Source organism: Paenibacillus sp. BJ-4 (assembly GCF_020404765.1).
GTDB lineage: Bacteria > Bacillota > Bacilli > Paenibacillales > Paenibacillaceae > Paenibacillus.
The window spans coordinates 54801-70472 of record NZ_JAIVEM010000071.1; the positions used below are offsets into that span (position 1 = coordinate 54801).

Here is a 15672-nt window from a genome sequence, read left to right on the forward strand (position 1 = left end):
AGGAGTGGAGTTTCTAATTAGGATGATAAAAACTGGGTGGTGCCTATAAACACAACAACATCCAATCCCGGGTTAGTATCTGTATGTAATAAATGCAGTAGGTCAGTCATGGACAGGAATCTTGGAGGGAAATGGGTGTTGTTTTCTTTCATATATAGAGCTTTCAGCATCGAGGTCAACGCCCAGTCACATAGGATATTGCAGCAATGAGACTGGTTATGTTTTTGCAGGATTCGGGCCAGTTTCATGTGGTATTGGGCTAGGCTGTGAAAATCGTTCCTCCAAAGAATTTCAATATTAGTCTTATCATTCGATGTTTTCCTTTAGATATCTTGTCTACACTTTTAGAATAGTGAGGTGTAGATGATGGATGATAAAGAAATTCTAAAATTAGTGGGTGCCAGAATACGTGCTTTACGAAAAGAAAAAGGATTATCTCAGGAATCGCTTGGGGAAAAAGGCGGATTTCATTTTTCATACATAGGGTAGATTGAACGTGGGGAAAAGAACGTATCATTATTGAACGTAGCTAAAATTGCTGACGCAATGGATGTTAATTTGATTCAGCTATTTGCTTACGTAAATGAGGATATTAAGGTTACAAAGCATGTAACTGATATACAAGAGATCGTAGAAATACTCAAAAAGTCGAATCCAGAGAAAGTACGCTTGGCGAGGAATGTGATAAGGGAGATTATCAACTAAAAAGATTTTTTTGAAAATTATGAAAGCAAAATAAACCCACCTGTTTTTTTAAAATACAGGCGGGTTTTTCTAGTGCTTTCACACTCAAAATATGCATGAATTGTACAGAGTTCTAGTCCATATTTCTATTGTAATCGATCGTCAAACATTAGTTGTATTTGAATACCGAACGGGTCTTCAATAATACCATATGCTTTGCTAAACATATTATTGGATAAAGGAACAATAATTTTCACTCGATCATCTGTAATTAAGCTATTATAAAACTGTTCAATTTCTTCTAAGTCGGCACTTTGAATACATAATGAAGTGTTATTCCCAACTGTATATTCTTCACTGTTATTCATCGTATCCTCTGCTATCATCACTTTTGTTCTTCCGATGGATAAGACAGAATGAGAAATATAATTCTTATTGTCATCAGTAAGCTGTATAGAGCTGTCACGTTTTGCAATGTCTTGATAGGTAACAAGTAATAATTCCTCTGCGTTGAAATGATTTTTGTAAAAATGGATAGCTTCTTTGGCTTTTCCGTTCATTGATAAGAAAATAGCCACTTCCAGTGTTGTACTCATGGTATCAATCTCCTTTTATATAACGATTTTGGGTAGATATCTTATACATTTGTACATTGATATATTCCCTTAAACTCATTATCATATATAAAGGTATCAAAACATGACACCTTTATAAGGAGATGGGTATGAAAAAAACAGAAAGATTACATCACATGATCAGATACTTAAACAGTCGGGAGTTCTTTAATTTAAATGACCTGATGGACCAATACAATATTTCAAAAAGCACCGCGCTGCGTGATATTAGTTCGTTGGAACAGTTAGGTATGCCTATTTTTTCAGAACATGGCAGACATGGACGATATGGTATCTTAAAAAACAGATTGTTATCCCCCATTTTTTTTACTATGGATGAAGTGTATGCTCTGTACTTTGCAATGTTGACGTTGGAATCCTATCAATCCACACCCTTTCATTTAAGTGTTAATCAACTAAATGAAAAGTTTGAGAACTGTCTTTCTAATCTACAAATCAAGCAGATTCACAAAATGAAAAAAGTCCTACAATTTGAAATATATCAGCATAATAATGTTAGTCGTTTTTTAGATCAAATTCTAAAAAGCATTCTTAATGAGAGTAACTGTAAGATTCAATATTTAAAGAACAGCCAGAAAAAAAGTTACCATATTCAATTTTTCAAAATTTCCGCTATGTTTGGTCAATGGTATGCTGCTGGAATAGAGCTACATACGAATAAATATAGAGTTTTCAGATGCGATCGAATCACCTTGATAGAAGAAGAGGAGATCAAAGCTCGCTTTTCTATAGATGAACTCCTTAGTCGTTCATTAGAAATGTATCAATCTGAGAAGAGTATTGACTTTGAAGTGGAGATTTTAGAACAAGCAAAGGATATTTTTTATAAAGAACATTATCCTTCTATGAAAATAGAACATGGTCATAAAATAGTTATTAAGGGCTTCTATAATCCAGGAGAAGAGGAGTTTATAGCTAACTATTTTATGAGATACGGTAATTCTGTTAGATCAGTGAAGCCTGAATCATTAAAGCAAATCATTCAAGATAGGGTAGAGAATCTTTTAAATCACTATCAAAAATTATAATGTGCTTTTAGATCACTGAATCTGCAACACTGTGTTAGAGCATTTCAACTTCTTTCCTTATCATATGATAATTTACGACTTGCCTCTTCTTGAAATTCAGTATCCGTTAATAATTTATAAAAAAACAAATCCAGCTTCTGTTTAAGCCAGATATGATCCATCCCAGATTCATCTTGAATAAACATGGCTAATTGAATATCGTTTCCTTCCAGATCCGTACAATATAAAGCCTCTGTTAGAATAGAAATGGTAGATCCACCTTTATTTCCAAACTCTATTAGCTTGGAATTATCTACTTGTCGCTGAATTAGCCGTTTCAGATATGAATTTACAATAGGAGGAAACAACTCCTCCTTGTGTATAAGCCTCATGACGTGAGCATATTCTTTAGTTGTTGAACAAGGAAGCTTTCGCGATTCCAGCACTTGAAGCTTTCGTGCATAACTCTGCTTGGTATTCCATTTCTGAATACAACCTATCCCCTGATGACTATTTAAAATCTGGTGAATTTTGATAGATTTTTTCATATATTCTTCGTAGCTCATCTCACTTATTTTTTGTATCGACTCTTTAAACCCTATGTTTTCTGTTTCTTGGATATAGGGAGACATTAATCCTGCAGATGAAAAGGGAAAGATTTTGTCATGTGAAGAAAGTGAGAGTTTCATAATATTCTCATTGATCTTATCCAAACCCATTTTCGCCATCAGAAATTCTGTATTGGCATTGGAACTGTATGCTAACATACCGTGAGCAATATCCAATAACGTAATTCTTCCTTGAACCTCTTTATGGTTTGAGCGAATGGATTTGATCCAGTTATGATGAGCATTACCATCGGAACCAGGGATATAAAATTTATTTAATTCCTCTAAAGGAACAAGTTCCTGCTCGTCTAATATTTTCGTCGCTACTTGGCGAGCAAATTCGATTGCAATGATCACTTTGGCCGTGCTGGCAAGCGGCATTTTAACTTCTGAGTTGTAGCTAATTTTCTCTATACCATTTTTAATCATATACAAAGAAGCTTTATTCGGATTTTCCTTCAAAAAGTTTAGAACATCCATTTCTGTTTTGTTATTATTTTGGCGCTTTGCTATGAACAAAAACAGGATACATATGAACACAAATATTAAAATCATAGCTACTATCAATAAAATTATTTTCATACTTTGCTCCTTAATGGACACGCTTAGGATGAAGCTATATAATCATACAAATAACCGCCTATGCCCATTTTTTTGAAAATAATTATAAAAAGAACCGCCCACCAATAGAGTCAATTCCACATTGTATTATTTCACTGATGAACATTTAACGCAGCAGCCATTCCTTTATTGTCAATGTGGAGGAGCCATTTTGAATGAGTGGATCTAGATTCCCAATCTTTGTCGCCTCCTCAAGTGACGTTGCTTTTATTAAATAGGCTCCTCCCGTTGCATCGCTAAACGGACCGTACATTTCAAGAAGCTCCTCTTTTTTCAACTTTTCCAGATGGTCATAGTGTCCTTTGACATCATTAGAATCAAACTTGTTTGTTCGTGTAGTAATTAATAAAAAGTAGCTCACTGTTATCTCCTCCATATTTCACTTGTAATAAAAATCTAGCATCACTAATCAACAAAATGAATATCAATTCATACATTATTCAAACCGTATTTGAACACTATTTTGGCAAACGGTAATAGGGCACTCTTGTTGCTTCCTCAAACCCTAGTTTGTGGGCAAGCTTCCTAGATCCTATATTTCCGGAATGACATGACCAAATCGGTTTATAGCCATTAGCCATGCAATAATCAATTAATTCTGTACATACGATAGATCCGAAACCTGAACCTTGATTTCTTTCACAGGTTTCAATTCCTATTTCAAGCTGATCATCTATTATAAATGCTGCAAATGCAGTAGAAGCAGGATGGTCATTCTCCGAAAATATAGTAAAGCCTATTCCGTTTTTCATGAAATCATTGTAATTATTCCAGAAGTACTTTGGCACTACGCTCCCATCCAATTGATCAAAAATAGCTTCTGATGTTGTTACAATTTTGTAGTTCATATCCGTTTGTCTTTTTTTAACCGCTAAAAACTTTTCCTTATTAAAACCAAAATTTATTCTCTGATACTCCAGAACTTTGTTATCTTCTTCCACTAACAATGATTTTTTATATGGTTCATTCGGGTTCTTTTTGATTAGATTGCTTCCCAAAATAGCTTCCATTTTTGAATATAATGAAGCAGGATATACTTGCAGCCATTCAAATTCATTCCTGACATTTTGGACATTAAGCATATAGGATGCCAGCTGTACATAAAAATCTTCCTTGTTGGTTTCTCCGTAAAGCAAAGCCATTCCGTAAGGATGCTGGATATAAAATGAAGCAGGAGAAGCTTCTTCATCAATAAATACCTTTCCTTCCACCTTTCTTTCCAAAACAGATAAAGCAAACATGGTATTTATACCTGCAGATTGAATGATGGGTATTACTTTTTTATAATTCCGACTATCCAACAATTTCATTTTATTTAATCTTCCTTTCTAAATTATTTCATCCAGCCAAGAGAACCAGAGAATAAATAATTAGATTAATTCTACATTTTAATATACAATAACGGAAAAAATAGTCCAAACATCCGATTTTAATTCTGTACTACTACAGGTAATAAAAATATATGGTATTGGGAGATTGGGATTATGAATAAAATGGTGTATATACATCAAGTTCACAGACCCTGATCACTCATGTAGCACAACAAGGAATTTATATAACATTGAAGGCTTTATTTCCTGCCCCATCCAACGACAAGCTTTTAATAGAAGTGCCAACCTATAATTTGGCTCTGGATATGCTAAAAGTCTTAATATTGATTGCAAAGGGATACAAAGAAGTTCTCACGGAATTAATCTGGATGAACTGGAAACTATTTTTAAAAAGGAACTCATTAAGGCGTTCTATATTATTCCAAGGCACCATAACCCAACTGGATATTCACTACTGGAAAAAGATAAGAAAAAGATTGTGGAGATCTGTTATCGTTATCAGGTTCTATTAATTGAAGATGACTATTTAGCTGATTTAGAGCAAAACCTTAGGCACTGTATATCTGGTATTTCTGAAGAAGATATTACAGCGCTAGCTACTGTAATAGAAGCCATCAAAGATGAAATGCAGCGATAAACTTGTCAGCTTGATATTAGCAATAAAGATTGCAAATAAATGCTGTAGATAGATTCTCACACAAAAAAACACGCCCACAAATGGCGTGTTTCCTTTTAAACCCTTACTTCCAAATCTCGTCCGCAATTTCTTTAATGAAGGCAAGCTTTTTCCACTGCTGCTCTTCCGTCAAAATATTGCCCTCTTCTGTGGAAGCAAAGCCACATTGTGGACTGAGGCAGATGTGGTTGATGTCGACGAATTGAGTTGCTTCCTTAATGCGGTTAATGACTGTCTGCTTATCTTCCAGCTCACCCGTTTTGGAGGAAACGAGGCCCAGTACGACCTGCTGCTGGTCTTTCAGATGCTTGAGCGGTGTGAAATCGCCTGCACGGTCAGTATCGAATTCGAGATAGTAGCCGTCGATGTTGTCGATGCCGAACAGGGTTTCGGCAACAGGCTCGTAGCCGCCTGAGGAAGCCCAGGTCGAATGGTAGTTACCACGGCATACGTGGGTTGTAACGACCAAATCGGCTGGAAGATCATTTACGGTTTCCTGATTCACGCGAGCGAACAGCTTTTTGGTTTCTTCTATATTCTCACCCGCATGCTGTCTGGCTTCCCAATAGTTTTTATCACAGAGCATGCCCCATGTGCAATCATCCAGTTGCAAGCTGCGGCAGCCTTCATTATACAACGCTTGGATCACGGATTTATAAGCTTTGGCAATATCAGTAACCAGCTCATCCAGGTTGCTGTAATAGGCATCGGTTGTTTCTTTATTCTCTCCACGCAACAGCTCAGCCAGAAATTGTGCCGGTGCAGGGATCGCTTGGCGGGCAATGGCATCCTCACCTGCTACTTGCTTCAGAAATTTAAAATCTTCAATAAAAGGGTGACGGGAATGTCCAATTTTACCGGACAGGCGTGCGGTTTCCGCTCTTGTTTCTACGCCTTGGAATTGGTAGCCGTTTGCAAGCTGTACCTTTTCCACACCGTCCAGCCCCCACATAAAATCAAGATGCCACCAGGAGCGTCTGAATTCACCATCTGTCACGGCTTTCAGCCCTACCGATTTTTGTTTTTCTACCAGCTTAATAATTTCGTTGTCTTCAATCTTTCTCAATTCGTCCGCAGAGATTTCGTTATTTTGAAATTGAATTCTGGCGTCTTTAATCGCTTGCGGGCGCAGAAAGCTGCCGACGATATCATGTCTGAAAGGGGTCGCTTTACGTTGGGATGCATTGTCAAGGATGCTGCTCATTAGGGTTATCTCCTTTTTACTTCTGTAGTGAAGTTCTTGCAAGAAAGATAACATACATTTTCAGCTATAAGGTAACTCCAATAAACTATAGCTAGTTATAGCCTAAAGCTATATCCAGCCTTTTATTCCCCTATCGCCTCATGCAGTGCTTCTACATAAACAGTAGCCAGCTTGGAGAGCGCAACGTTTTTATGACAAATCCATCCCACATTAATAGACTCATCGCATTCCAAAGGCACGGAAATAATCTCGTTACCATTCAGATCCGCACTGATGACCCCGGTCGAAATAGTATAGCCGTTCAAGCCAATCAGCAGGTTAAAGAGGGTCGCCCGGTCATTGACACGGATGCTTTTGGAATGCGATAACGTGCTGAGAATCTCCTCAGAAAAGTGAAAGGAATTAAACTCCCCTTGCTCAAAGGACAAATACGGATAGGGGTGAAGCTGGTCAATCGTTACAATGGATTGGCGGGATAATGGGTTTTTGCTGCTGATAAAAATGTGCGGCTTCGCCGTAAACAGGCTGTTAAATTGCAGGTTCGCATCTTTTAGCAGCTTATTAATGACCTTCGCGTTAAACTCGTTCAGATACAGGATTCCAATCTCACTGCGCAAGCTTTTGACATCCTGTATGATTTCATGGGTCTTCGTCTCCCGCAAAGCCAGCTCATATTCATCCTGTCCATATTGATTCACCAGATTTACGAATGCATTTACGGCAAAAGCATAGTGCTGTGAGGACACGGCAAAATGCTGTGGTGAAGGCTTGGCATCCAGATAGCGACTTTCCAGCAGCTCCGCCTGTTCAACAACCTGACGCGCATAACCGAGAAACTCTACGCCTTCCTTGGACAAAGAGATTCCCTTATTGGTACGTTCAAAAATAGTAATATGAATTTCTTCCTCCAGATCCCGAATCGCATTCGACAGACTGGGCTGGGAAATAAACAACCGCTTCGCTGCCTCATTCATGGAGCCACGATTGGCAACCTCGATGACATATTTTAATTGTTGTAAGGTCAATGCTTGATGTCCTCTCGATTTTGTTTTCTTTATTATATAACACTTGAGCACACGTCAAAAAATAAAAGAAACCACTTTCGAAAAAGTGGCTTTTTATAGGCTCTGATCGAATACACCCTTGGACGGTGTCCGATTAAATAAAGATTTTTTTAGGCTTATGCGTCAGTCTCTTTTTCTTTGCAAAATACGTCTTTGGCAACCTGAATAGCTGAAGCTGCCCGGGGCCATCCCACATAAAAGGCAAGCTGTGTCATGACCTCAACCAGTTCTTCCTCTGAAATACCGTTCTGCTTGGCTAGAAACAGATGATAGGGAAGCTGATTCACATGCTCACCCGCTACCAGAGCGGCAACTGTAATGAGACTCCGTTCTCTGAGAGACAATGCCTCTCTCCTCCAAACATCCCCAAAAAGAACGCCCTCCGTATAGCTCACAAAAGCTGGTGCAAAATCGCCTAGCGTTTCCCGAGCGCTCGATGTGATTAGTTTGTGCTTCATTTGTTCAACGCTTCCTTTCCTTCCTAATTGTGCAGTGTGCAGTTTCCAGCTACAAAATCATCTGGGCAAGTCCGTTGCCAAAGGACCAATTTTCAAATTCAGTCTCCACCAGCGTTACAAATACATCATCCGATCTAATCTTACACTCAGTAGATAGGAGCTCGGCTAGCCTGTGGTAAAAACTCTTTTTTTGCTCCGTAGTTCTACCCGATCCCATTGTAATTTGGATATACAACAGCTTGTCTGTTCTGGGTACATTCAAATAATCCGGGCTATAATAAAACTCGCTTTGCTTATGAGCATGAAAAACCTGAAAGTAATCCTTTTCCGGTACCTGAAAATGCTCAATTAGGGCCTTCAGAATACAGCGGCTAATGCAGGGCAGCTCTTGCTCTGTATATTGCTGCTCCATGTAACCTACGCGTACAAATGGCATGTTCATCTCTCCTGTCCATTGGAATAAGATGATTGTACTCTACCTATCTTCATCTGTATAATTGAAAATAATCATAATTAAATTCATTTTTCCCGATGGAGATGAGTGTGCATGGATCTGAAAGAGCTAACTACATTTCGTACCATTATCGAAGAAGGGACTTTCTCAAAAGCTGCTGCCAAATTAAACTACGCGCAGTCTACAGTCACAAACCAAATCCAAAGGCTGGAGAAAGAGCTGGGATTTCAGCTTTTTAAAAGAGGTTGGGATGCGGAATTAACGGCCTCAGGCAAAGTGTATGCAGAAGAGGTAGATGGGCTTATTCAGCATTGGAATTTTGTGCTGGACCAGGCCAAATCTCTGAAAAAGGAGGAAGTCGGCACGCTCCATATCGGTGTGATTGAAACGGTAGCGACTACCATACTCCCCTTGGTTCTGCAGCGGTTTCGGGAGCATAAGCCGAATATTACGTGCCATTTTACAGTTGGAAACACGGATACACTCTCGAACGCTCTGATGGACCATACGCTGGATTTTGCAATCTGCGGGGAACCTCACTCGATTCCCTCCTTACACTTTGAACCCATTTATCACGAACAAATCGCTTTTATCGTGTCCCGTAATCATCCCTTCGCAGCAAAAAGTGAGCTTCATCTGGAGTATCTGTATGAATACCCGCTTATAGCCGGAGGTAGAAGCTGCCTGTACTCTATCCGGCTGGAAAAAGAATTTTCCCGCTTCCCGTCGATGCCGTTTTTGTATACTATCAGCCAAATTTCGTCTATACCCTCATTTGTAAAAACAATCTCTTCAGTAGGAGTGGTTTTATCGTCACTACCTTTGCCGAATGAACTGGTCACCATCCCCCTCCAGCTAAAAGACCCGAATATTCCCATTGGAATATTACAGAACAACCAGGATCAGCAATATATGTCTTCATCCCGAAAGCTGTTTATGCAGCTGATTAAGGAGCAATGGTCAGTCCAACTGCCCAGGTCTAATTAAACCGGGTTTATGGGAGGCTACAAGTCAGCTCCCGAACCCACATCAACATCAAAAAAACCGCTAAACACATTGTTTACGTGTGTTTAGCGGTTTTACGTTTATGAAGAGGGGTATGCGTTGATACCGGTTATTTCGCTTCGAGCGGTTTTTTCCACAGTCCCAGAATGAATGCGGAAATCACAGAGCCAATCGCCACTGCAAGCAAGAACAGCAAAGCATGATTGGCAAGCGCTGCTACAAAAATGCCGCCGTGTGGAGCTGGAAGATTGATTTGCCAAAACTGCGTCAGACCACCAGCAATCGCTGAACCTACAATACAAGAGGTTAAGACACGCAGAGGGTCAGCAGCTGCGAATGGAATTGCTCCTTCTGTAATAAAGGACAAACCGAGTACATAGTTCGTCAAACCAGATTTGCGCTCTTGCTCCGTAAATTTATTTTTGAAGAACGTCGAAGCCAATGCGATTGCCAGCGGAGGTACCATACCGCCCGCCATAACAGCAGCCATCATAGCCCCGTTCGTGTTACCACTGGAAGTAAAGACACCGATTGAAAATGCGTAAGCCGCTTTGTTGAAAGGTCCACCCATGTCAATCGACATCATTCCACCCAGAATCAGACCCAAAATCACTGCATTACCTGTACCCAAATTGTTCAGAACATTAACAAGCCATGTATTAATACCACCGAAAATCGGATCGAACAGGTAGAACATAATCGCGCCTGTAATTAGGAGTCCAAATACCGGGTATAACAGGATTGGTTTTAGACCATCCAGTGCTTTCGGCAGACCTGCTAAAGCTTTACGCAGGAAGATAACTACATAACCAGCCATGAAACCTGCTGCCAGACCGCCAAGGAAGCCTGCATTAGAGTTTACAGCCATCAGACCCCCAACCATACCTGGCATCAATGCCGGACGATCCCCAATGCTCATCGCGATAAATCCAGCCAATATTGGAATCAGGAAGTGGAACGCACCTGTTCCGCCACCAATCGTTTGCAACAGCTTTACGATCGGATTCTCTGCTCCTGCTACCTGTTCGAACAGGAAGGAGATGGCCAGCAAAATCCCGCCGCCTACAACAAACGGCAGCATATGGGAGATACCGTTCATTAGATCCTTGTAAATTTTACTGCCGACGCTGGTTTTTTCTGTTGTCGCTTCCTCCGCGTTTCCCTTACCTTCACTGCGGTAGATTGGAGCATCGCCGTTCAGCGCTTTGCGGATCAGTTCTTCAGGTTTACGAATACCGTCGCTTACTGGTCTTTGCAATACAGGCTTACCGTCAAATCTGGCCATTTCAACCTTTTTGTCAGCCGCGACGATTACACCTTTGGCACGACGGATTTCATCCGCTGTCAGTACGTTTTGTGCACCCTCCGAGCCATTCGTTTCCACTCGGATATTCACGCCCATCTCTGTCGCTTTCTTAATGAGAGCGTCTTCAGCCATAAACGTGTGCGCAATACCTGTAGGACAAGCAGTCACCGCAACCACAAACTCGTCAGAATTCGGGTTACCAACGATAACGTCCGGTTTTTGCTGGGCTTTGGCATTCTCTTTCTTCGCCTCTTTTGCTTCTTTAGCCGCTTCTTCTTCCGCTTGCTTGGCATCAAACAGCTCCGACACTTCGTCCGGTGTTTGCGTATTCATCAGCTTATCAATGAAATCGGTATCAATTAGCAGCCGGGAAAGAGCCGCGAGTGTACGAAGATGAGTATTAGCTGCTCCCTCTGGAGCTGCAATCATGAAAAATATTTTCGCAGGCTCGCCATCCAGCGATTCAAATTCTACGCCTTTGCTGCTCTTGGCGAACACTACAGTCGCTTCATTTACAGCTTTGGTCTTGGCATGCGGCATCGCAATGCCGCCACCAATTCCTGTGCTGGATTCTGCTTCGCGTTTGTAAATCATTTCTTTGAACAATGCCCGGTCATTAATGCGGCCACTTGCTTCGAGACTAGTGATGAGTTCCTCAATCGCCCCGTCTTTTGTCGTTGCCTGCAAATCCATGATCATCGTTTCTTTAATCATCAGGTCTGTTATTCTCATTTTTCACACTCTCCTAAGTTCGGTCAGCGTGTGGACACACGCATAATAAGCTCATGGTGTAGCGGGATTACCAATTTGAAATCGTAACTTGCGGCCGTAATTGTTCAATTTTCTCTCTAGTAGCCAGATCATCGGAGAACGCGGTTGCGCTTCCGGATGCCACTCCTGCACGGAATGCTTCGATCGGATCGCCAAGTAGAGCCAGCGTACCCACGAATCCAGCAATCATTGAATCACCTGCGCCTACAGAATTTTTAACCGTTCCTGCTGGTACATTTGCGTGATACACTTCATCTGCCGTAATGAACAATGCCCCTTCTCCAGCCATGGAAATCAGTACATTTTTTGCACCTGCTTCCAGCAGCTTACGGCCGTAAGTGACGATCTCCTCCTTTGAATGAATAGTTACGCCAAACAACTCAGCCAGCTCATGATGATTCGGCTTGACGAGCAGCGGCTTATGAACCAGTGCCTTCATCAGCGCCTCACCTGTGGTGTCGATGACGAATTCAGCCCCGGTTTGCTGGCATACGCTAATCAGCCGATTATAGAAATCTCCTCCAAGTGACGGCGGGATACTTCCCGACAAGACAACAATGTCATTTTTCTGAAGACCCGACAGCTTCTGCACCAACGCATCCGCCTCATGCTCACGAATCGCAGGTCCCAAGCCGTTAATTTCCGTCTCATCGCCATGCTTAAGCTTAATGTTGATCCGTGTGTCATCTTCGATAATTACAAAATCAGTTTTAATGGATTCTTCCCGCAAAGTATCGTTGATAAACCTGCCTGTGAATCCGCCGAGAAAGCCAATCGCCGTGCTGTCTGCTCCCAATTGGTTCAGTATCCGGGATACATTAATGCCCTTACCACCCGGCAATTTCAAATCTCTTTTCATCCGGTTCAAATCACCAAGCTTTAAATCGTCAACTTCCACGATGTAATCAATAGAAGGGTTCAGCGTTACTGTATATATCATTGTTATCCCTCGATTATCTTAGTTTTCTGAGCAATGGATCGGCGTGAGCGTTCAGACACCGATTCGGTAATAAGGATAGCTTCCTTGAGTTCGAACAGCTTGGCGAAGGTAACTTCTCCAATTTTACTGGAATCCGCCAACACATAAGTTTTGCCGGACAGCTGATGGGCTCGCCGCTTAATCAGCGCCTCTTCAGGATCAGGAGTGGTATACCCCATTTCCACATCTACCCCGTTCGTTCCCAGAAAGCACTTGTCGAATCGAAAATTGTCCAAATTCTGCAGGGCAATACTCCCGATTACGGCTTTGGTATGAATTTTCATCATCCCTCCCAGTAGATAGCTTCTGATTCGCTTGCTTACCAGTGCTTCTACGTGGGATAGGCCATTGGTCACGACCGTCACGTCTTTAGCTTCAATGTAAGGAATCATCGCCATCGTTGTTGTTCCCGCATCCAGATAAATACATTCGCCATCCAAAATTTCTTTGGCTGCTATACGGGCGACTACATTTTTTTGTTGAACGTTTTTGAATGTTTTTTCTTCCATGCCAGGTTCCTGACTTTTTTGATTCAGCAAGGTTGCCCCGCCATGAATCCGCTTTAGCAACTGACGGCCTTCAAGATCTATCAAATCACGCCGAATCGTTGACTCAGAAGCCCCCAACAGATCGGCTAATTCCTGCAATTTTACAACACCACGTTCTTGTAAGCGCTGTATTATTAAATTGTATCTTTCTTCCGTCAGCATCTTCATTCCCCCAACTGTTCATATCGTACCACAAACTTCATAAAAAACAATCATTTTTATTCAAAAAACTTCAAAAAACTTCATCTCAAGTTCATTTTTTTACAAAATGGTGAATTCCTGCCCCAATCATGATGGTTGCGTTTACATTGTTAGGAAGGCTCATCCATTTTTATGTAAATTCATTCTTCTTACATAGGAATTCAGCAATAAACGTTCATAAACATTCTGACGTTTACCAGCAGCACCATTTTACCATTATTGAAAATATATTACGTACAATTCATAAACGGCTACTGCACATAGCAAAAAAGCTAAACACCGGGATTTTGATCCCCTCCATGTTTAGCTCATTATGACCGTTTCCCCTCAGTCCTTGACGATCCCAATAACAAACCCATCATGTCCCTTGCTCCCTACGGTTTGAATGGCTGTTGCTGTAATTCTCGATTCTTCAGCCAGCAAATCGTAAAACTTTCTTACCCCTTGCACACGAGGGTCCGTGCTGTAAGCTTGAATAATTTATCCTTCACGGATTACATTATCGCCGATAATTACAGTACCTGGATGCGAAAAGCGAAGTGCCCAAGTCAAATAATATGGATTATTGGGTTTATCCGCATCGATAAAAATAAGATCAAAGGGAGCAACCTGTTCTTCCTTCATTTGTGCTAACTGTTCCAATGCATCGCCCTCCCGTAGTTCTACCACTCCATCCAACTGAGCCAACGATATATTGGATCGGGCTATTTTAGCATGAGTCGGATTAGCTTCCAGTGTAACTAATTTTCCGTTCTTCGGCAGCGCTCTTCCCAGCCAGATTGTACTGTAGGCCCCTAATGTACCGATCTCCAGCACACGCCCAGCGCCTTGCATCTGAGCGAAAATATTCAATAGCTTTCCCTGATTGGGCGACACATCATGCGGAGGCAATCCCGCTTTTTGGTTCGCAGCCAATACCTCATCCAAGACAGCATCATACGGAATGAGACGCTCCGTGATGTACTGGTCTACTTGATCCCACGTGTTAGATGGATTCATTCTCTTCACTCTCCTTAGGATTATTTACATTTTGATTGTAATTGATTTATTATTATAAAAATAATATATGTTTTTGATTTATTCATAAATTAAATATATGAGTACATACGAAGAGGAGTTTGATCATGAATCTGCATGCGTTACGTTTATTTCATGTGGTCGCATCCACCGGGAGTGTAACCCGAGCCTCTGAACTGCTAAATATTAGCCAGCCCGCTATTACAGCTCAAATAAAAAAATTCGAAAAAGAAATATCCCTCACACTGCTCATGCCGCAAGGAAGAGGAATTACCTTAACCGATGCCGGTAAAAAGCTTGCGATGCTCGCCAAACGACTTTTTGCCGTCGAACAGCAAATCGAGCAATTTTCACAGGACTATCTTGATGGTACTCATGGGCATATTCGGCTCGCGGCTACTTATTTACCGGCGCATTTTCTTATTCCAACCTGGATCGCAAAGTTCAAGCAGCAATATGAGCACGTTGAAATGACGATTAACACCACGAATTCCAGTGGCGCTTTACAGCAGCTATTAAATATTGAAGTGGATTTGGCCGTTTACGGGGGACTACCGGAACAATATCCCGATACGATACAGACCGAAGAGCTATTTCGTGACGAGCTATGGTTTGTAGTAGCACCGAATCACCGGTATGCCAATCAGCAGGTTTCTTTACTGGAAATGATGCATGAGCCCTTTGTTATGCGTGAGAAAGGAAGCTCGACACGGGAAAGATTATTGTCCTTATGTCGAACCTACAATGTTCCTGACCCCAAAATCACGCTAAACTTTACGGGGCTGCATGAGGCCATTACCGCAGTTCTTGCCGGATATGGTGCGAACTTTGTGTCCTCATTGGTCGTGCGCGAGTATGTAGAGCGCGGTGAACTGTGCCGAGTCTATGTAGAGGACATTGAGCTTCTCAATTCAATCGCCATCTGTACCCGCAAAAATGAGCCACTATCTGCCGCTGCCCGAAACCTCATTCAGCTCATTCGTAATAATTCCAAAATAATTCCGGATGAGCATTAGGTAGCCGGATACCTTTTGCGTTGCTTTAAATTTAAAATTGTTGGTTTACTTCGGATTCCACACCAACAAGATATCCGAATAGTTGTT

The 15672-nt window shown here is 41.3% G+C and carries 14 protein-coding genes and 2 pseudogenes; 4 read left to right on the forward strand and 12 right to left on the reverse strand.

The window, feature by feature from the left end; genetic code table 11:
- The first annotated feature begins 366 nt into the window (after positions 1 to 366).
- Positions 367 to 705, forward strand: a pseudogene (locus LCF57_RS11460) (helix-turn-helix domain-containing protein).
- A gap of 125 nt (positions 706 to 830) precedes the next feature.
- On the opposite strand, the gene LCF57_RS11465 reads toward LCF57_RS11460, so the two are convergent.
- On the reverse strand, positions 831 to 1280 hold the full coding sequence (locus LCF57_RS11465) for a VOC family protein (protein WP_226000798.1): 450 nt from the start codon (positions 1278 to 1280) through the stop codon (positions 831 to 833).
- A 128-nt stretch (positions 1281 to 1408) separates the two neighbouring features.
- Here LCF57_RS11465 and LCF57_RS11470 point away from each other — a divergent pair, with 128 nt between their 5' ends.
- Positions 1409 to 2347, forward strand: coding sequence for a helix-turn-helix transcriptional regulator (locus LCF57_RS11470; RefSeq protein ID WP_226000799.1), 939 nt, complete (start codon positions 1409 to 1411; stop codon positions 2345 to 2347).
- Between the two features lie 44 nt (positions 2348 to 2391).
- Here the strand turns inward: LCF57_RS11470 and LCF57_RS11475 are convergent, their stop codons facing one another.
- The 7 genes from LCF57_RS11475 to LCF57_RS11505 all read right to left on the reverse strand — a co-directional run bounded on the left by LCF57_RS11475 (position 2392) and on the right by LCF57_RS11505 (position 8724).
- Positions 2392 to 3516, reverse strand: coding sequence for a serine hydrolase (locus LCF57_RS11475; protein WP_226000800.1), 1125 nt, complete (start codon positions 3514 to 3516; stop codon positions 2392 to 2394).
- 145 nt (positions 3517 to 3661) lie between these two features.
- Complete coding sequence (locus LCF57_RS11480) at positions 3662 to 3916, reverse strand: YciI family protein (protein ID WP_226000801.1); 255 nt, start codon at positions 3914 to 3916, stop codon at positions 3662 to 3664.
- 97 nt (positions 3917 to 4013) lie between these two features.
- Positions 4014 to 4865: a GNAT family N-acetyltransferase gene (locus tag LCF57_RS11485; RefSeq protein WP_226000802.1), complete on the reverse strand. Its 852-nt coding sequence runs from the start codon at positions 4863 to 4865 to the stop codon at positions 4014 to 4016.
- A gap of 761 nt (positions 4866 to 5626) precedes the next feature.
- A complete protein-coding gene (locus tag LCF57_RS11490; RefSeq protein WP_226000803.1) occupies positions 5627 to 6766 on the reverse strand; it encodes a 5-methyltetrahydropteroyltriglutamate--homocysteine S-methyltransferase in 1140 nt (379 codons plus the stop codon).
- 122 nt (positions 6767 to 6888) lie between these two features.
- Complete coding sequence (locus tag LCF57_RS11495) at positions 6889 to 7791, reverse strand: LysR family transcriptional regulator (protein ID WP_226000804.1); 903 nt, start codon at positions 7789 to 7791, stop codon at positions 6889 to 6891.
- Between the two features lie 155 nt (positions 7792 to 7946).
- Positions 7947 to 8288: a carboxymuconolactone decarboxylase family protein gene (locus tag LCF57_RS11500; protein WP_226000805.1), complete on the reverse strand. Its 342-nt coding sequence runs from the start codon at positions 8286 to 8288 to the stop codon at positions 7947 to 7949.
- Between the two features lie 49 nt (positions 8289 to 8337).
- Positions 8338 to 8724 (reverse strand): tautomerase family protein, encoded by a 387-nt coding sequence (locus tag LCF57_RS11505; protein ID WP_226000806.1) that lies wholly within the window; start codon positions 8722 to 8724, stop codon positions 8338 to 8340.
- A 111-nt stretch (positions 8725 to 8835) separates the two neighbouring features.
- Between LCF57_RS11505 and LCF57_RS11510 the strand changes: the two genes are divergently transcribed.
- Positions 8836 to 9729 (forward strand): LysR family transcriptional regulator, encoded by an 894-nt coding sequence (locus tag LCF57_RS11510; RefSeq protein WP_226000807.1) that lies wholly within the window; start codon positions 8836 to 8838, stop codon positions 9727 to 9729.
- A gap of 127 nt (positions 9730 to 9856) precedes the next feature.
- On the opposite strand, the gene LCF57_RS11515 is transcribed toward LCF57_RS11510, so the two are convergent.
- From LCF57_RS11515 to LCF57_RS11530, 4 genes and pseudogenes are all read right to left on the reverse strand, one after another.
- Positions 9857 to 11785, reverse strand: coding sequence for a fructose-specific PTS transporter subunit EIIC (locus LCF57_RS11515; protein WP_226000808.1), 1929 nt, complete (start codon positions 11783 to 11785; stop codon positions 9857 to 9859).
- A 67-nt stretch (positions 11786 to 11852) separates the two neighbouring features.
- On the reverse strand, positions 11853 to 12764 hold the full coding sequence (gene pfkB / locus LCF57_RS11520) for a 1-phosphofructokinase (protein WP_226000809.1): 912 nt from the start codon (positions 12762 to 12764) through the stop codon (positions 11853 to 11855).
- Positions 12765 to 12766: 2 nt separating this feature from the next.
- The gene (locus tag LCF57_RS11525; protein WP_226000810.1) at positions 12767 to 13513 is read right to left on the reverse strand and encodes a DeoR/GlpR family DNA-binding transcription regulator; all 747 of its coding nucleotides are present in this window, start codon (positions 13511 to 13513) and stop codon (positions 12767 to 12769) included.
- A 366-nt stretch (positions 13514 to 13879) separates the two neighbouring features.
- Positions 13880 to 14551, reverse strand: a pseudogene (locus LCF57_RS11530) (O-methyltransferase).
- A 125-nt stretch (positions 14552 to 14676) separates the two neighbouring features.
- On the opposite strand from LCF57_RS11530, the gene LCF57_RS11535 reads away from it, so the two are divergent.
- Positions 14677 to 15585 (forward strand): LysR family transcriptional regulator, encoded by a 909-nt coding sequence (locus tag LCF57_RS11535; RefSeq protein ID WP_226000811.1) that lies wholly within the window; start codon positions 14677 to 14679, stop codon positions 15583 to 15585.
- Positions 15586 to 15672: the final 87 nt, after the last annotated feature.